At 71.7% G+C, this 15,572-nt stretch carries 19 protein-coding genes; 7 read left to right on the plus strand and 12 right to left on the minus strand.

The window, feature by feature from the left end:
* Positions 1-5: 5 nt before the first annotated feature.
* The 7 genes from C6W10_RS23660 to C6W10_RS23690 all read right to left on the minus strand — a co-directional run bounded on the left by C6W10_RS23660 (position 6) and on the right by C6W10_RS23690 (position 5,428).
* Positions 6-1,016: a MoxR family ATPase gene (locus tag C6W10_RS23660; protein ID WP_107260609.1), complete on the minus strand. Its 1,011-nt coding sequence runs from the start codon at positions 1,014-1,016 to the stop codon at positions 6-8.
* Positions 1,013-1,609 (minus strand): hypothetical protein, encoded by a 597-nt coding sequence (locus C6W10_RS23665; RefSeq protein ID WP_107260610.1) that lies wholly within the window; start codon positions 1,607-1,609, stop codon positions 1,013-1,015. The genes C6W10_RS23660 and C6W10_RS23665 overlap by 4 nt, the downstream gene beginning before the upstream one ends.
* Positions 1,606-2,412 carry a DUF4129 domain-containing protein gene (locus C6W10_RS23670; RefSeq protein WP_107260612.1) on the minus strand — a complete coding sequence of 269 codons (807 nt, stop codon included), beginning with the start codon at positions 2,410-2,412 and terminating at the stop codon, positions 1,606-1,608. Before C6W10_RS23670 ends, C6W10_RS23665 begins: the two co-directional genes overlap by 4 nt.
* 21 nt (positions 2,413-2,433) lie before the next feature.
* Complete coding sequence (locus C6W10_RS23675; RefSeq protein ID WP_107264226.1) at positions 2,434-3,159, minus strand: uracil-DNA glycosylase; 726 nt, start codon at positions 3,157-3,159, stop codon at positions 2,434-2,436.
* 49 nt (positions 3,160-3,208) lie between these two features.
* Positions 3,209-3,898, minus strand: a complete 690-nt coding sequence (locus C6W10_RS23680) for a dienelactone hydrolase family protein (RefSeq protein ID WP_107260614.1) — start codon at positions 3,896-3,898, stop codon at positions 3,209-3,211.
* A gap of 208 nt (positions 3,899-4,106) precedes the next feature.
* Positions 4,107-5,099, minus strand: coding sequence for a hypothetical protein (locus C6W10_RS23685; RefSeq protein WP_107260616.1), 993 nt, complete (start codon positions 5,097-5,099; stop codon positions 4,107-4,109).
* Positions 5,096-5,428 carry a PadR family transcriptional regulator gene (locus tag C6W10_RS23690; protein ID WP_107260618.1) on the minus strand — a complete coding sequence of 111 codons (333 nt, stop codon included), beginning with the start codon at positions 5,426-5,428 and terminating at the stop codon, positions 5,096-5,098. Before C6W10_RS23690 ends, C6W10_RS23685 begins: the two co-directional genes overlap by 4 nt.
* A 20-nt stretch (positions 5,429-5,448) precedes the next feature.
* Between C6W10_RS23690 and C6W10_RS23695 the strand changes: the two genes are divergently transcribed.
* Positions 5,449-5,949 (plus strand): hypothetical protein, encoded by a 501-nt coding sequence (locus C6W10_RS23695; RefSeq protein ID WP_107260620.1) that lies wholly within the window; start codon positions 5,449-5,451, stop codon positions 5,947-5,949.
* A 297-nt stretch (positions 5,950-6,246) separates the two neighbouring features.
* Here the strand turns inward: C6W10_RS23695 and C6W10_RS23700 are convergent, their stop codons facing one another.
* From C6W10_RS23700 to C6W10_RS23710, 3 genes are all read right to left on the minus strand, one after another.
* Complete coding sequence (locus tag C6W10_RS23700) at positions 6,247-7,098, minus strand: cytochrome c oxidase assembly protein (RefSeq protein ID WP_107260622.1); 852 nt, start codon at positions 7,096-7,098, stop codon at positions 6,247-6,249.
* Positions 7,098-7,670 (minus strand): DUF2243 domain-containing protein, encoded by a 573-nt coding sequence (locus C6W10_RS23705; RefSeq protein ID WP_107260624.1) that lies wholly within the window; start codon positions 7,668-7,670, stop codon positions 7,098-7,100. The genes C6W10_RS23700 and C6W10_RS23705 overlap by 1 nt, the downstream gene beginning before the upstream one ends.
* A gap of 183 nt (positions 7,671-7,853) precedes the next feature.
* Positions 7,854-9,386: a DHA2 family efflux MFS transporter permease subunit gene (locus tag C6W10_RS23710; RefSeq protein ID WP_107260626.1), complete on the minus strand. Its 1,533-nt coding sequence runs from the start codon at positions 9,384-9,386 to the stop codon at positions 7,854-7,856.
* A 167-nt stretch (positions 9,387-9,553) separates the two neighbouring features.
* Here C6W10_RS23710 and C6W10_RS23715 point away from each other — a divergent pair, with 167 nt between their 5' ends.
* Positions 9,554-10,033 carry a MarR family transcriptional regulator gene (locus C6W10_RS23715; protein WP_107260628.1) on the plus strand — a complete coding sequence of 160 codons (480 nt, stop codon included), beginning with the start codon at positions 9,554-9,556 and terminating at the stop codon, positions 10,031-10,033.
* On the opposite strand, the gene C6W10_RS23720 is transcribed toward C6W10_RS23715, so the two are convergent.
* Positions 10,030-10,647 (minus strand): cyclopropane-fatty-acyl-phospholipid synthase family protein, encoded by a 618-nt coding sequence (locus tag C6W10_RS23720; protein ID WP_107260630.1) that lies wholly within the window; start codon positions 10,645-10,647, stop codon positions 10,030-10,032. The genes C6W10_RS23715 and C6W10_RS23720 overlap by 4 nt on opposite strands.
* Positions 10,648-10,825: 178 nt before the next feature.
* Between C6W10_RS23720 and C6W10_RS23725 the strand changes: the two genes are divergently transcribed.
* From C6W10_RS23725 to C6W10_RS23745, 5 genes are all read left to right on the plus strand, one after another.
* Entirely contained in the window at positions 10,826-11,704 is an 879-nt protein-coding gene (locus C6W10_RS23725) for a helix-turn-helix transcriptional regulator (RefSeq protein WP_107260632.1), read from the plus strand.
* Positions 11,697-11,888 (plus strand): DUF397 domain-containing protein, encoded by a 192-nt coding sequence (locus C6W10_RS23730; RefSeq protein WP_107260634.1) that lies wholly within the window; start codon positions 11,697-11,699, stop codon positions 11,886-11,888. Before C6W10_RS23725 ends, C6W10_RS23730 begins: the two co-directional genes overlap by 8 nt.
* Positions 11,889-11,937: 49 nt before the next feature.
* Positions 11,938-12,897 (plus strand): SDR family oxidoreductase, encoded by a 960-nt coding sequence (locus C6W10_RS23735; protein ID WP_107260636.1) that lies wholly within the window; start codon positions 11,938-11,940, stop codon positions 12,895-12,897.
* 87 nt (positions 12,898-12,984) lie between these two features.
* On the plus strand, positions 12,985-13,551 hold the full coding sequence (locus C6W10_RS23740; protein ID WP_234361396.1) for a GNAT family N-acetyltransferase: 567 nt from the start codon (positions 12,985-12,987) through the stop codon (positions 13,549-13,551).
* 198 nt (positions 13,552-13,749) lie between these two features.
* Positions 13,750-14,922 (plus strand): TRM11 family methyltransferase, encoded by a 1,173-nt coding sequence (locus C6W10_RS23745; protein WP_107260638.1) that lies wholly within the window; start codon positions 13,750-13,752, stop codon positions 14,920-14,922.
* Positions 14,923-15,046: 124 nt separating this feature from the next.
* On the opposite strand, the gene C6W10_RS23750 is transcribed toward C6W10_RS23745, so the two are convergent.
* Positions 15,047-15,442, minus strand: coding sequence for a RidA family protein (locus C6W10_RS23750; RefSeq protein WP_107260640.1), 396 nt, complete (start codon positions 15,440-15,442; stop codon positions 15,047-15,049).
* Positions 15,443-15,572 lie beyond the last annotated feature (130 nt).

Below are 15,572 nucleotides of genomic sequence, written 5' to 3' on the forward strand. Positions count from 1 at the left end.
GGAACTCACGTCGCGCGTGCCCCGGCCGGCCCGGCGTAGCTGGGCAGCGCGCCGCTGGCCGGCGCGGGTGTGGTCTCCAGTACCTCGTTGACCACGAAAGACGGGTCGACCCGGCGCAGCCACATCTCCGGCCGCAGCGTGATCCGGTGTGCGAGCACCGGCACCGCCACCGCCTTGACGTCCTCGGGGATCACGTAGTCGCGGCCGGCGAACGCGGCGATCGCCCGGGCCAGCAGCAGCAGCGCGAGCGAGCCACGCGGCGAGGCACCGACGAGCACGGAAGCGTGCTCCCGGGTGGCGGCGGTCAGCGCCACGATGTAGCGGCCGATCGAGTCCTCCACCACCACGTTCTCCAGGGCCGCCTGCATCGCCCGGAGCACCCCGGCGTCGACCACCGGCTTCAGCTCCGCCTCCTCCTGGCGCCGGGCCATCCGGCGGCGGAGCACGTCCCACTCCTCCTCCGGGCCCGGATAGCCGAACGAGACCCGGAGCAGGAACCGGTCGAGTTGCGCCTCGGGCAGCGGATAGGTGCCCTCGTACTCGATCGGGTTGGCGGTGGCGATCACGTGGAACGGCGGGTCCAGCCGGTAGGTGACGCCCTCGACCGAGACCTGCTTCTCCTGCATCGCCTCCAGCAGCGCCGCCTGGGTCTTCGGCGGCGTACGGTTGATCTCGTCCGCGAGCAGCAGGTTGGTGAAGACCGGTCCGGCCCGGAAGCTGAAGTCGGCGGTCCGCTGGTCGTAGAGGAACGACCCGGTGACGTCGGCGGGGAGCAGGTCGGGGGTGAACTGCAACCGCCGGAAGTCGAGCCCGAGCGCCTGGGCGAAGGAGCGGGCGGTCAGCGTCTTGCCGAGCCCCGGCAGATCCTCCAGCAGCACGTGCCCGCCGGCCAGGATCCCGGCCAGCACCAGCTCCAGGGCGTCCCGCTTGCCCACCACCACCGTGCCGACCTGGTCCAGCACGGCCTGCGCCAGCCGACCCACGTCGAAGGTGCTGACCTGGTCCGCTTCTTTCATAGCTTCTCCAATTGGGCGACGATCGCCGCGAGGTCGCGCGGCGCCGGGGTGCGCTTGGGAGGCGTGTCGATGAAGTTCCACAGTGGCTCGCCGAGCAGCGCCCGGGCCCGTTCGGGGTCGGTGGCCCGGGTGACGCCGTGCCGCTGCCGGAGCAGCTCGTCGACGAGTTCGGCGAGCACCGGCAGCACCGCCCGGGAGAACCGCTCCGGCTCCCCCTGCGACCAGGTGAGCTTGGTCTCCCAGCGGTTGACCGAGCTGCCCAGGGCGTCCCGGACGGTCCAGTCGTAGCTGCCGTCCTCCTCGCCACCCTCGGCGGGGCGACGCAACCGGACCTGTACCGGGGGCGGCGGCGGGGCGAGGGCCCGGGTGAGCCGGCGCAGCAGCAGCAGGGCGAGGAAGCCGGCGAAGACCGCGACGGCGGAGACGCCGACCCCGACCATGCGCAGCCCGAGTACGACCGCCGCGGCGAGACCGGCCGCCGCCAGTACGAGCCGCAGCCAGCCGGTCACGCCGGCACGCCGACGGGTCGCCGTGGGCTGCTGCTCCTCCTCGTCCTGGAGCAGGTCGAAGATGCTGGTGCTGGAGCCGCTCACCGCTGCCCGCCTCCGGCCGTCGCCCGCCCACCGTCCCCGCCCAGCCGGTCGACCGGCGCGGTGAGTTCGGTACGCAGCCGGCGCAGTGCGGCCAGGGCCTGGGCGCGCATCCGCTCGTCGACGGTGTGCGTGGCGTACCGGGCCTCGCGGTAGACGTCGGCGAACGCGGCCAGCACGTCGGCGCTGACCGGCCGGCCGGCGCCGAGCAGCCGGGTCACCAGGTCGGTCGGGGTGTCGCCGGGCCGGCGTTCGACCCCGGCCGCGGCGGCGGCCTGCTCCAGGCGTACCCAGCAGGCGATCACCGCCCGGCGCGGGTCGGCGTCGGTGTCGGAGAGGTCGACCAGGCCGGCGTCGAGCGCGGCGACCACCTCCTCCGCGGTCTCCTGCGCGGAGCGGAGCTTCCGGGCGCCGGGCCGGGCCAGTCCCCGGCGGCGGCGCAGCAGGTCCCGGGCCAGCGCCCAGACCAGCGCGCCGAGTACCGCCACCACCACGGCACCGCAGAGCACGGCGCCGAGGTAGGAAACCCAGTGCGGGATGAAGTCGCCGGGCTGGCCGGGCCCGGGTGTGTTGGTCGGCTGCTCCAGCCCGGTGGGCTGGGTCGGCTGCTCGATCGTCGGCACGATGTCGGCCGGCGGCTCGACCCGGGTGAATCCGATCGACGAGTGCGCGGCGGCGAGCGCGGCCAGCGCCAGCAGCCCGGCGACCGCCGCCAGCGGCCACAGCGTCCGGAGCAGGCTGGCGGTGAGGCTGGACCGGGGTGGGTGCGGTGCCGGGCGGGCACGACCGGAGTGCCCGTCGGTCATCGCACCGCCCCCCTGAGCCGTCTAGTGATCCTCGTCGAGCCCGGCCAGGTGCCGGGCCCGGGCGAACACCTCGTCCAGCATTGTCGGTGTGAGCCGCCCGGTAAAGGTGTTCTGCTGGCTGACGTGGTAACAGCCGAGCACCTGCGGGACGGCCTCGTCTAGCGACCAGTGTGCCCCATGCCCGAACGCGGGTCGCGGGGTGGGCGGTCGCACCCCGTACACCTGGCGGAGCACCGGCCACCACGCCGCCCAGGCGAACGCGCCGAGGGTGACCACGACGCGCAGGGTGGGTCTGATCAGTTCGATCTCCCGGTGCAGCCAGGGGGCGCAGGTGTCCCGCTCCGCCGGGCTGGGCTTGTTCTCCGGCGGGGCGCAGCGGACCGCGGCGGCGATCCGGGTGTGTCGCAGGGCGAGGCCGTCGTCGGCGGCGACGCTGGTCGGCTGGTTGGCCAGGCCGGCCCGGTGCAGCGCGGCGAAGAGCACGTCGCCGGAGCGGTCACCGGTGAAGATCCGCCCGGTCCGGTTGCCGCCGTGCGCGGCCGGGGCCAGCCCGAGGATGGCGATCCGGGCGTCGGGGACGCCGAAGCCGGGGATGGGCCGGCCCCAGTATTCCTGGTCGCGGAAGGCGGCCCGGCGCACGACGGCGACCTCCTCCCGCCAGGCGACGAGCCGGGGGCAGGCGAAGCAGTCGGTGACGGCGTCGTCCAACCCGGCCAGGTCGCCCGCGCGCGCGGCGCGGGCGAGCACGTCGGCCGGGGTACGCGACCGCCGGTCCGGGCCGGCGGGGCGGTGCGGTTCAGCCAAGTCGGGACCGGAAGAGTTCCAGGGTACGGGCCCAGGCGCTGGACGCCGCGCGCTGGTCGAAGACCTCCGGCCGGTCGTCGTTGAAGAACGCGTGCCGGGTGCCGGGGTAGTCGTGGGTGGTGCAGTCGCCACCGGCCGCCTCGATCGCCTGCCGGGCCGCCTTGACTCCCTCGGCGGCGGAGGTGCCGTCCTCCTCCGAGCAGTGGATCACCGCGGCCTTGCCGGTGTAGTTGGACCACTCGGGCCGCATCCGCTCCCAGGGCAGCACCGGGTAGAAGCCGACGGTCGCGACGATCCGCTCGGAGAGCGTCGCCGACCAGAGCGCGAGGCTGCCGCCGGCGCAGAAGCCGACGCAGCCCACCGTGTCGCCGGTGACCTCGGGCCGCTCCGCCAGGTAGTCGGCGGCACCGGCGATGTCCCGGGCGGCCTGGTCCATCGCCAGACCCAGCAGGAGCTTGCCGGCCTCGTCGGGCTCGGTGGTGGAGGCGCCGTGGTAGAGGTCGGGGGCGAGCGCCACGAAGCCGGCCTCGGCGAACCGGTCGGCGACCGACGTGATGTGCGGCACCAGTCCCCACCACTCCTGGATCACGATGACGGCGGGACCGGTCGCGCCGCCGGCCGGCAGCGCCAGGTAGCCCTCGCTGGTTCCCCCGTTACTCCGGTAACTCACCATCTCGCCCATCGGTGGCCCTCCTGTCGGTCAGTCATCGTTGGCTGGTCGCACAGTTTCACCCACCCAAAGTCCGGTGGTCCGGGGCTTGCGTGCCGGGTGTTCGGGTAGCCTGCCACGCCCGGCGAGGGGACGGAAGCCAACAGCGACGTGGCGTACACCTCCTGTTGCACAGGTGTACGCCACGTCGTCGCGGGCCCGGCCGGGCCGGGTTTGCGAGTCAGCCGGTCGGGGTAGGAGTCGGCGTTTGCGCCCCGCTCGGGGTGGCGGTCGGCTCGGCCGGTGCGGTCGGCTCCGGGGTCGGCTCCGGGGTTGGCTCCGGGGTCGGCGTCGCGGTCGGTCCGAACCGGAACGGCGCACCCTCCGGGCAGTACGGGTACGGCTGCCGCATCGGGTCGATGTAGTCCGGACCGGGCAGGAGCTGCTCGCGCGCCTCGGCGCACCAGGGGTGGCCGAGCCGGATCGGCTCGCCGTTCTGGTCGAAGAGGCGTACCCCCTCCAGCAGCCGGCCCTCGCTGTCGTAGACGTAGACGTCCTGCACCCCGGAGTACTGGTCGGTGTAGACCTGCTCGTAGGGCACCGGGTTGCCGCCACCGCCGGCCCGGCTGTCCAGTTCGAGGAAGCCGGCCAGCCCGAACAGGACCAGCAGTACCGCGCCCAGGTTGAGGACCATCCTCGGGCGCGGGCCCAGCCGCTCGGTACGCCGGCCGAGCCAGATCGACCCGGTGACGGTCGCGCCGAGCAGCAGCAGGGCGGCCAGCCCGCTGCTGCCGAGCCGGGGCAGCAGGCCGAAGGAGGTGCCGGTCAGCAGTACGGTGATCAGCATCGCGGCGAGGTAGCCGCGCAGGATCCACCAGCCGGGGCGGAGCAGCCGGAGGAAGTCGCTGAGCCGGCTGTAGCCGACGACGGGGCCGAGCCGGCCGTCGACGGCGCGGATCCGTTCCCGGCTCTTCCGGACCGCCGCGCCGATCCGCTGGTCGAGGTTGACGGTGCTGGCCGGCGGGGTGACCCCGGCGGCGGTGCGCAGCTCCATCGCGTACGCCTCGGGCGGGCCGAGCCGCTCGTAGAGCGACCCCTCCGCCTCGGCCGCCACCTCGGTCAGATGCTCGGGCAGGTCTTCGAGCAGCTCGTCCCGGACCGGCGGCGGGAGGTCGGCCAGCGCCTCGCGGACCTGCCCGACGTACCGGGCGATCTCCTGCTCGGTGACGGTCATGCCGCGATCCCCTCGTCGTCGAGCAACGTGTCCATGGTGGTGGCGAAGGACCGCCAGACCTTGCCGGACCGGCGGAGCTGGTCCCGTCCCGCCGGGTTGAGCGCGTAGTACTTGCGGTGCGGGCCCGACTCGCTGGGCACGACGTAGGTGGTGAGCAGGCCGGCCTGGAAGAGCCGGCGCAGCGTGCCGTAGACGGAGGCGTCGCCGATCTCTTCGAGGCCGGCGGCGCGGAGCCGGCGCATGATGTCGTAGCCGTAGCCGTCCTCGTCCTTCAGCACGGCCAGGACCGCGAGATCCAGCACGCCTTTGAGCAACTGGGTCGTGTCCACGTCGGCGATACTACTATTCAATGCGCAGTACCGTCAACGCGGCAGTAGCTCGGCAGGAGCGGCTGGCGCCCGGACGCTACGGTGTCGCCGTGCCCGCCGAGACCGACGTACTGCACCGCCTCACCGCCGCGACCGGGGTGTACCGGGGCCGTGGCGACGGCCCGGAGAGCGGGCCGTTCATGGCGCGGATGGTGGTGGGGACCGCCCTCGACGGACGTGCCGCCATTCTGGACTACGAGGCGACCACCGACAGCGACGGGCTGCGGCACGTCGAGCACAGCGTGCTGGTCCTCGGGGCCGGCGGTCGACTCGAACTGCACGTCGCCAGCCTGGAACTGCCCGGCATGGTCCGCTTCACCCAGCGCTCCCCCGGCCAGTTCACCGCGTACGAGGGACCGCTGGTGGCCCGGATCGTGCTCACCACACCCCGCCCCGAGGCGATCAGCTACGCCTGGTGGTGGTCCCGGGACGAGCGCGAACCCCGGGAGCAGTCCCGGGCCGACCTGTTCCGCACCGGCTGAACCCCTCTTCTAGGCGTACCGAGCCGTCAGGGCGTCGCCGGTCTCCGGCCGGCCGGGTAGGCACTCCCGGGCACGGAGACTGTCGAGCTGCCCCGTCTGTGCACCCACCCGCTTCGCCATCCGGCGCCTGCCCCCGTCTCTGCACCCACCGCTTCGTCACTCGGCGTCTGCCCCGTCTCTGCACCCAGCTCGACAGTCTGCGTGCCGGAGTGGTTCCCGGCGGCGTGCCGGATGGCGCCGCAACCCGCCGCCCCGCCAGTCCGCGCCAGCCCCACCGCCCCGCCAGCGCGGTGATCATCAGAGCCCGCTGCCGCCGGCCGGAGCCGGGGCGGCCCGCCGCTGCGGTCGGGCACCGGGTTGCGGGCGGCGTTCGGGGCGCCAGGTGGCGACCAGGGCGGCGGCGAGCAGCAGTTCGGCGATGTCGCCGCCGTAGTACATGAGTTCGGCGCCCGTCCGGACCTCGACGGCGGGTGCGGCGATCTGCACCCAGTAGCCGCCGTACATCAGTTGCGAGACGACGGCGTGCAGCGCGATGCCGCAGCCGAGGTAGACCAGCCGGGTACGCACGCCGGGCCGGGCGGGCGCCGGATCGGGGCCGGCGATGGCGTGCGCGAAGAGGCAACCGGCGAGCAGGAAGTGGAGGTGCAGCAGCCAGTGCCCGGCCGGGTGGCTCGTCGCGGTGTCGTAGAGCGGGGTGAAGTAGAGCGGCACGAGACTGCCGGTGGAGAGCAGCCAGGCGGTCGCCGGGTGGGTCAGCATCCGGGCGGGACGGCTGTGCAGCAGCCCGGTCAGCCGCCGGCCGTGCCGCGCGGGCAGCGTACGCAGCAGCAGGGTGACAGGGGCACCGAGCACCAGGGCGAGCGGGGCGTACATGCCGACGAGCAGGTGCGCGACCATGTGACCCCGGAAGTCGGTGTGCGCGAAGGTGGCGACCGGCGGCAGCAGCGCCACCGCCAGCAGGAGCAGCCCGACGCCGAAACTCAGGGTGCGCCACCGGCTCCAGCCCAGCGCCGGGTTGCGCCGCCGTGCCCGGTGGGCCAGCCGGAGGTAGAGGCCGGCACAGAGCAGCAGGACGACGGCGGGCAGCAGTACCCCGAACACGTCGATGCCGGCCCCGTGCTCGGGCAGGTGGTGTGGCTCGTGACCCATCAGGTGTTCCGGGGCGCCCGCCCGCCGGTCGGCGCGTCGGGCCCGGAGACGGGGTCGAACGAGTGTCCGCCGCGCTGGAGCAGCCAGCCGCCGACGACCAGCAGCGCGCCGAGGACGAGGAAGGCGATGTCCCACCAGAGCTGGTCCGGGCCCGGATAGACGTGGTGGATGCCGAGGATGTGGTGGTCGAGAATGCCTTCGACGAGGTTGAACAGCCCCCAGCCGACCAGGATCCAGCCCCACAGGACCCGAGAGGTCCAGACCCGGCGGCGGTGGTGGGTCACCCGGGAATAGAGGATGGCCAGGCCGATCAGGACGGCCAGCCAGCAGACCGCGTGGAAGATGCCGTCCCAGAGGGTGTTCATCTCCAGCCCGGGTACGGTCTTCGGGTCGTAGTACCGCACCCCGACGTTGTCGGTGTTGGTGCTGCTGAGCAGGTGGTGCCATTGCAGGATCTGGTGCAGCAGGATGCCGTCGACGAATCCGCCGAGCCCCACCCCCAGCACGATCCCCGGCAACCTGAGGCTGGCCGGCCTGACGGCGGCCCGTTCCTCACCCCTGGTGGTCGTCATCGGTCCGCCTCCGCCTCCGCCCCTGCGCGCGCTGTGCACTCCCGGGTACCCGGACAAGGCGGAAGTAACCGTGCGGAGGACGCCGATTCGTCCCGGCCGGGGCCGGTGCGGACGCCGAAGCCCTCCCGCCGGAGCGGCGGGAGGGCTTCGCGGTGCCCGGAGCGGCGCTCCGGGGTGTGCTCGTCAGTGCATGACGACCGGGACCGGCACCTCGCCCTGCTCCGGCGCGGCCGGCTCGATCCGCTTGCGCGGCAGCAGCACCGCCGGTATGACACAGAGGACGATCAGCACCAGCGCGATCACGTACGTCTGGCTGAACGCGTCGGCCAGCGACGCCTGCCCCTGGGTGAGTACCTCCGGCGGCACCTGGTCGCGCGGCACCTGCCCCTGGGTGACCGCGCTGTACGCGGTGGCCGCCTGGCTCTCCAGCACCCGGTTGGTGAGGATGACGGACATCACGGCGGTGCCGATGGAGCCGGCGGTCTGCTGGACGATGTTCATCATCGTCGAGCCCCGGGCGACCTGCTGGTGGGTGAGGCTGGCCATCGCCGCCGACATCATCGGCATCATGGTCATGCCCATTCCCATGCCCATCACGAACAGGCCGCCGAGGAGCAGCCCGTACGAGCTGTCGGCGGTGATCTGGGTGAACGGGGCGAGCCCCAGGGCGATCAGCACGATTCCGCCGAGTACCAGCTTGCCGGGGCCGATCCGGTCGGTCAGCCGGCCGGCGATCGGCATGGTCAGCATCGCGCCGATGCCCTGCGGGGCGAGCAGCAGGCCGGCGTCGAGGGTCCCCTCGCCGCGTACCTGGAGGAAGTAGCTGGGCAGCAGCAGCATCGCCCCCATGAACGCCACGGTGAAGAGCGTCATCGTGACGACCGAGACGGTGAGGTTGCGGTTCTTGAAGAGCCCGAGGTCGATCAGCGGGTGGTCCTTGCGCAGGGCGTGCGCCACGAACGCGAGGATCAGCAGCAGGCCGATGATCGCCGGAACCAGCACCTTGGCGGCGGCGACGGTGCCGGCCTCCGGGATGGAGGAGACGCCGTAGAGGAAGAGCGCGAGACCCGGCGAGAGCAGCAGCATGCCGAGGAAGTCGAACGACTCGGAGGGCTGCGGCTCGTCCTTGGGCAGGACCCGCAGCGCGAAGACGAAGGCGATGATCCCGACCGGCACGTTGATCAGGAAGATCCAGTGCCAGGAGGCCGCCTCGATCAGCCAGCCGCCGAGGATCGGGCCGCCGATCGGGCCGAGCAGCATCGGTACGCCGAGCACGGCCATCACCCGGCCGACCCGGTGCGGGCCGGCGGCGCGAGTCATGATCGTCATGCCGAGCGGCATCAGCATGCCGCCGCCGAGACCCTGGAGAGCGCGGAAGACGATCAGTGGGCCGATGTCCCAGGCCACGCTGCACAGCGCCGAGCCGCCGAGGAAGAGCACCAGCGACATCAGGTAGAGGCGCTTGGTGCCGAACCGGTCGGCCGCCCAGCCGGTGATCGGGATCACCGTGGCCAGGGCCAGCGTGTACGCCGTCATCGTCCATGCGACGGTGGCGTAGCTGGCGTCGAACTCGCGTTGGAAGGTCGGTATCGCGACGCTGACGACGGTGACGTCGAGGATCGACATGATGGCGCCGAGCACCACCACACCGGCGACCCTCAGGACGCCGGGATCGAGCTTGTCGCTCCCGGCGTCAGGTTGGACGGCCACGGACATGCGGCTCGCTCCTTTTCCCCGTGGATATAAAGTTAGGCTGACACTAACAGTTCGCTCACAGCGAAGTATTCTTGGGCTGGCACATCCCTGGTAACCTCCGCTGACCGCGGAGGGCGTGGCCGCGTTGCGGCCGACCGTTGCCGCCGTCTCGTGCTCTGGAGGGATCGATGGGTAACCGGCACGATCTCATCGCCCAGATCATGGAGACGCAGCGGGAGATGCAGCATCTCTTCGCCAACGACCCGGCGAACCCGCTGTTCACGCTGCATCTGACGTTGCCACAGCTCAAGGCGCTGCTGGTGCTCTCGGCGCACGGCAGCATCGCCGGTCAGGAACTCAGCACCGCGATGGGTGTGAGCCTGGCCACCATGACCGGGATGGTGGACCGACTGGTCGCGCAGGGCCTGGTCACCCGCCGCGAGGACCCGCACGACCGCCGGGTACGCCGAATCGAGCTGAGCGGGCCGGGGCGCGACCTGGTCGACCGGTTCGTGACGGCCGGGGCGGAGAAGATGCGTCGGATCCTCGACCGGCTCTCCGACGACGAGCTGCGTACAGTCGCGCACTGCAGTGCTCTGCTGGTGAAGGCCATCGCCGACGACCCCGAGCCGCCGGCGGGCGGCTGCGTCCCGTTCGGGGTCGGTTAGCCGACTCCCGCTCCCGTCCCCTCCGGCCGCCGGTCCGCCCGACCGCTGACGCAGAGCAGGGAGGTGGTGCCGGTGGTCGCCGAGGTGACCGCCGTGGCGGCGAACCCGTGCGCCGAGAGCGTCGCCGGCAGCCGCCTGACCAACTCCGCCACCCGGGTCGCCTCCGGCGGTTCGTAGCAGAGATACAGCCCGCCGCCCGGCCGCAGGAGCCGGCGGAGCAGGATCAGCTCGGCGGCGGCCGAACGGGTCCAGAACAGGTTGACGTTGACCGCGAAGATCTTGTCGAACCGCCCACCGTCCACTCCGGACCCCACCGGCGCGCCACACTCCTCCAACGCACCGATTCCCTCCGGCGCGCCGAACTCCTCCAGGGCACCGAGCCGGACGACCGCCCGCCCCGCCGCGATGTGCTCGACGTTGCGCCGCTCCGCCTGCCGGACCGCCGCCACCGAACGGTCGATCGCGGTGATCCGCCCGCCGACCAGCCGGTCGCAGACCAGCGACACCGCGACCCCGTTGCCGCAACCGATCTCCAGGATCTGGTCGTCCGGCGCCACCCGCAACAACTCGACCGCCCACCGCAGCCGCTCCGGTACCGCCGCCGCCCGCACCATCAACGGACTGTACGTCGCCGCCAGCCGCAGCCGGGCGCAGGAGTCTGGACATCGACGCCCGTGCGGTCAGCAGTATGGCGCGAGATTTGCCGGAAAATATTGACATCGATACGCCCGACCCGATATCGCTGTCTCGTTCCAGTCGTTCGAAACTGTCCAGAAGAGATGGGAGCGAATCGTGGCCGACCGCGCGTCATCCGTACCGCAACGTCAACTCGGCCGGCATTTGAAGATCGCCCGGGAGGAGGCCGGGATCAATCTCGAACCGGCGGCCAAGATCCTGGAATGGTCCCGCGCCCGGATGTACCGGATAGAGCGCGGCGAGACCACGGTACGCACGCACGACGTCGAGGCGATGTGCCGGCTCTACGGCGTCAACCCGAAGATGACCAACGTCCTGCTCAGCCTCGCCAAGGAGTCCAAGGTCAAGGGCTGGTGGCACGCGTACGGCGAGGTCATCCCCTCCTGGTTCCAGTTGTACGTCGGCATGGAGGCGACCGCCGCCCGCATCCGCCAGTTCGAGTCGTCGCTGATCCCCGGCCTGTTGCAGACCGCCGAGTACGCCGCCGAGGTGATCCGGACCAAGCCCGGGGTCACCGAGCAGGAGGTCGCCAGCAAGGTCGCACTACGCCTGGAACGGCAACGGATCCTGACCCGCCGCCAGCCCAAGGCCCCCGACCTGGAAGTGATCGTGGACGAGGCGGTACTGCGCCGCCCCATCGCCGACCACGACGCCTGGGTGGCCCAACTCGCCCACCTCGCGAACAGCAACCGCCACCCCTCGGTCACCGTCCGGGTGCTGCCGGCCGCAGCAGGTCCACATTGGGCTTCAATGACGAACGCCTTCTACATCATCGAATTTCCGGCTTCCGGCACTCGACCACCGGAACCGACCACGATCTACAGCGAGAACCTGACGGGTGCGCTCTATCTGGACAAGCCGACCGAGGTCGCCGTCTACGATCAGGTCTGGGGGCGACTCAGCGAGCTGGCGCTCAGCCAGGAGGATTCCGAGGATCTGCTCGCCGCCATCATCAAGGAGGCTGTCGATGACTGAGCCGACGATCCTGAACTGGCGGAAGAGCACTCGAAGCGGAGCCGAAGGCTCATGCGTCGAGGTCGCCGTCGACGTACCCGGTCAGGTGCTGGTACGCGACACCAAGGACCGGCACGGCGGCACGCTCGCGTTGCGGCCCGCCGCGTGGCGATGCTTCGTCAACGGGCTTCCCGAGCGGCACTGAGCGCCGCGCCGCCCCCCACGGAGGGCGGGCCAGCATCGATAATGATCGTATGCCGCACCGCGCACCTGACATCGACGTACCGGATCTGACCGGCAAGCTCGCGGTGGTGACCGGGGCCAACAGTGGGATCGGCTTCGGCGTCAGCCATCGGCTCGCCCGGGCCGGCGCCGAGGTGATCCTCGCCGTACGCGACCAGGCCAAGGGCGAGCGGGCCATCGCCGAGATCGGCGCCGAGGTGCCCGGCGCGAAGCTGAGCCTCCAGCATCTGGACCTGGCATCGCTGGCCAGCATCGCCGCGTGCGGCACTGCGCTGACCGAGCAGGGTCGGCCGATCGACATCCTGGTCAACAACGCCGGGATCATGACGCCGCGCCCCCGGGCGCTCAGCGAGGACGGGTACGAACTCCAGTTCGCCGTCAACTATCTCGGGCACTTCGCGTTGACCGGTCACCTGCTCCCGCTGCTCCGCGCCGCCGGTGCCGCCCGGGTGGTGTCGATCAGCAGCCTGATGAGCCGGATCGGGCGGTTCGACTTCGACAATCTCCAGGGTGAGCGCCGCTACCAGCCGCTGCGGGCGTACGGGCTCTCCAAGCTTGCCCTGCTGATGTTCGCCCGGGAACTCCAGCGACGCAGCACCGCGGGCGGCTGGGGCATCCTGAGCAACGCCGCGCATCCGGGTGCCGCCGTCACCAACCTCCAGGTGACCGGCCCGACCCACGGCGGGGGTTCGCTGCGGCTCAACCGGATCCGGAACCGGCTGATCTATCTCGTGCCCGGGATCTGGCAGGACATCCCCTCCGGCGCCCTGCCAGCGATCTTCGCCGCGACGAGCCCGACGGCCGAGGGCGGCGGATATTACGGCCCGGACGGCTACCGCGAACTGCACGGTGGACCCGCCCCGGCCCAGATCCCCGCCCGAGCCCTGGACGAGGCCACCACGGCCCGGCTCTGGGAGGTGTCGGAACGGCTCAGCGGGGTGGGTTACCCCGATTCGCAGCCGACCGACTGACGATCTGGGCACAACATCTGAGGATTGTTAGTCCGGCACGAGCGAGGCTGATTTCCCCTCCTCAACCGACCCGAGTAGGAGCAGACCGTGGCAGCATCCGTACGGCTCCGCCCGGTACGCGAGGACGACCTTCCGATGCTGCAACGCTTCCTGACCGAGCCGGGCCTGATCGGGTTGGACTGGGCCGGCTTCCGCGATGCCCAGGAGCCGGTACGCCGGTACGCCGCCGACGGCTACCTCGGCGCCGAGAACAGCCGGCTGATCGTCGAGACCGGTCCCCCGGACCCCGACGCCGAGCAGGAACACGCCGCCGCCGGGTTCGTCGGCTGGCACGCCGCCGGGTTCGGCGTGGCGAGATTCTGGGAGATCGGCATCGCGCTGCTGCCCGAGTGGCGCGGCCAGGGCATCGGCTGGCGTGCCCAGGCGCTGCTCTGCGACTACCTGTTCACGCACACTCCGGCCGAGCGCATCCAGGCCGGCACCCATCCGGAGAACACGGCGGAGCAGCGGTCGTTGGAGAAGGCCGGGTTCCGCCGCGAGGGTGTGCTGCGGTCGGTCGAGTTCCGGGCCGGCCGGTGGCGGGACGGTTGGCTCTACAGTCGGCTCCGGAACGACCCGGCGCCGAGGATATCCGGCGACGTGCCGCCGACCTGATTGCTATCCTCCAGGCCATGAACTTCTTCTTCCTCGCCTGACGCGACCGCTGGCGGGTTGCGGACAACCCCTCGCCAGCGATGCGGGGCGGCGACGCGTCGCCCCGAGTCGCGACGTGGGAGAAGATCGAATGATCTTTCGGTTGCCGGCGCGTACTCGCGCCGGGGCCACACCGCGTCCTGGCACCGTCGTCACGTCGTGACGGCCGCGCGCCTGGTGGCGCGGACGGTGCGGGGCATCGAGCCGGTGGTGGCCGACGAGATAGCAACACTTCAAGTGGGCCGGGTCAGTGCGGTCGCACACCGTGAGGTGTGGTTCGACAGCGTTGATCCCGGTCCGGAGGTACTGGATCTGCGCTGCGCCGACGACATCTTCCTGGTCGGCACGGCCGTGTACGGAATCGGCCGCAGCCGGGCCGATCTGCGGATGCTGGGCAAGGCCGCGTCGACGTTGCCGCTGCGGGAGTTGCTGACCCGGTGGCGCCGCTGCCGTGGCGCTGCCCGACAACCGACCTCCAGCATGCGCGACCGCCGGCTTTCCGGGACAGACGGGTCGGCACCACTGTCCGGCACGGACGGGTCGGCACCACTGTCCGGCACGGACGAGTGGGCGCCACTGTCCGGGGTCGACGTCTCCGCGTCGTTCCTGGGGCGGCGCAACTTCACCCGGTTCGATCTGGAGGACGCGGTCGGCGAGCCGATCGCCGCCGCGCTCGGGCTGCCGTACCACAGCCGACGAGGCGGGGTCGCGCCACCGCCGGGCGGACTCTCCTGGCGGGTCGCCCTCGTCGACGACCGGGCGCTGGTGGCGCTGCGGATCGCGGACCGGCCGCTGCACCGCCGCGCGTACCGTCGGATGTCCCGGCCGGGCAGCCTGCATCCGCCGGTCGCCGCCGCGCTGGTCCGGCTCGTCGGGGCGCGGGACGGCGACCGGCTCCTCGATCCCTGCTGCGGTGCCGGGACGATACCGGTCGAGGCGGCTCTCTCCGGTCGGAGTCTGTCCATCGTGGGCAGTGACATCGACCGGGCCGTCGTCGCGATCGCCGCCGGCAACGGCCGGGACACACCGGTCGGCTGGGTGGTCGCGGACGCCGGCCGGATCCCACTGTCGGACGACGCCGTCGACCTGGTGCTCACCAACCCGCCGTGGGACCGGCAGGTGCCGTTCGCCGGCATCCTGGCCGGGCAACAGCGGCGGTTCTGGACGGAGCTGCGCCGGGTGCTACGCCCGAACGGCCGCGCGGTGCTGCTGCTCTCCGACGTGGACGGCCAGTTACCCGATGTGGAGGCGACCGGACTGGCCCTGCGGCAGCGGTACCCGATCAGCCTCTCCGGCACCCACCCGGAGATCGTCGTCCTGCGGGCACGGTAAGCGTAACCGGGGCTGACCTCCCGCCGCGATGCGCGGGGGACGCTAATTCCGGGAAAGAGTGGCTTCGCAGGGTCAGGAAGCCACTCTTTCCCGGAAACTGTGCGACGTCCGCGGCCGGCTGCCGTCACGCGACGGCGGTCCCCTCAAGTTCGACCATCAGGTCGGGGATCGCAAGCCGGGTCACCCCGAGCATCGTGGTCGGCGGTGCCACCCCGGCGGCACCCAGCCGCGACGCCAGCACGCCGTAGTGCGCGAAGAGCCCGTCGACGTCGGTGGTGTAGACGTTGAGCCGGACGAGGTTCGCGAGGGACATCTCGGCCCCGGCGAGTACGGCTTCCAGGTTGTCGAGGCTCAGCGCCAACTGCGCCGCCAGGTCACCGGCATGCCGGGGTCGGCCGTCGCCACCCATCGCGGCCTGCCCGGCGCAGTACAGCGTCCGGGTGTGCCCGGAGACGACCTCGCCCTGGTTGTACCCCAACTCCACCGACCAGGTCCACGGGTTGACCGCCGTTCGATCCATTGTCAGCCTCAGCTCTTTCGCAGGTGTGGGCACGCCAGGAACGGCTCCCACGTGTCGACGAGCCTGCCAACCAATCACGACACCCTGCGTCATGTATTCCAGCCGACCGCCCGCATTCGCGAGCCGAGTT

The organism is Plantactinospora sp. BB1, assembly GCF_003030385.1.
GTDB lineage: Bacteria > Actinomycetota > Actinomycetes > Mycobacteriales > Micromonosporaceae > Plantactinospora.

Excerpts from the sequence above, each read along its gene's own strand:
- C6W10_RS23705 (WP_107260624.1), bottom strand. The coding sequence starts at position 7,670 with ATGACGACCACCAGGGGTGAGGAACGGGCCGCCGTCAGGCCGGCCAGC.
- C6W10_RS23695 (WP_107260620.1), top strand. The coding sequence starts at position 5,449 with ATGCGCAGTACCGTCAACGCGGCAGTAGCTCGGCAGGAGCGGCTGGCG.
- C6W10_RS23700 (WP_107260622.1), bottom strand. The coding sequence starts at position 7,098 with ATGGGTCACGAGCCACACCACCTGCCCGAGCACGGGGCCGGCATCGAC.
- C6W10_RS23660 (WP_107260609.1), bottom strand. The coding sequence starts at position 1,016 with ATGAAAGAAGCGGACCAGGTCAGCACCTTCGACGTGGGTCGGCTGGCG.
- C6W10_RS23670 (WP_107260612.1), bottom strand. The coding sequence starts at position 2,412 with ATGACCGACGGGCACTCCGGTCGTGCCCGCCCGGCACCGCACCCACCC.
- C6W10_RS23720 (WP_107260630.1), bottom strand. The coding sequence starts at position 10,647 with ATGGTGCGGGCGGCGGCGGTACCGGAGCGGCTGCGGTGGGCGGTCGAG.
- C6W10_RS23715 (WP_107260628.1), top strand. The coding sequence starts at position 9,554 with ATGGGTAACCGGCACGATCTCATCGCCCAGATCATGGAGACGCAGCGG.
- C6W10_RS23710 (WP_107260626.1), bottom strand. The coding sequence starts at position 9,386 with ATGTCCGTGGCCGTCCAACCTGACGCCGGGAGCGACAAGCTCGATCCC.
- C6W10_RS23735 (WP_107260636.1), top strand. The coding sequence starts at position 11,938 with ATGCCGCACCGCGCACCTGACATCGACGTACCGGATCTGACCGGCAAG.
- C6W10_RS23685 (WP_107260616.1), bottom strand. The coding sequence starts at position 5,099 with ATGACCGTCACCGAGCAGGAGATCGCCCGGTACGTCGGGCAGGTCCGC.
- C6W10_RS23750 (WP_107260640.1), bottom strand. The coding sequence starts at position 15,442 with ATGGATCGAACGGCGGTCAACCCGTGGACCTGGTCGGTGGAGTTGGGG.
- C6W10_RS23680 (WP_107260614.1), bottom strand. The coding sequence starts at position 3,898 with ATGGGCGAGATGGTGAGTTACCGGAGTAACGGGGGAACCAGCGAGGGC.
- C6W10_RS23730 (WP_107260634.1), top strand. The coding sequence starts at position 11,697 with ATGACTGAGCCGACGATCCTGAACTGGCGGAAGAGCACTCGAAGCGGA.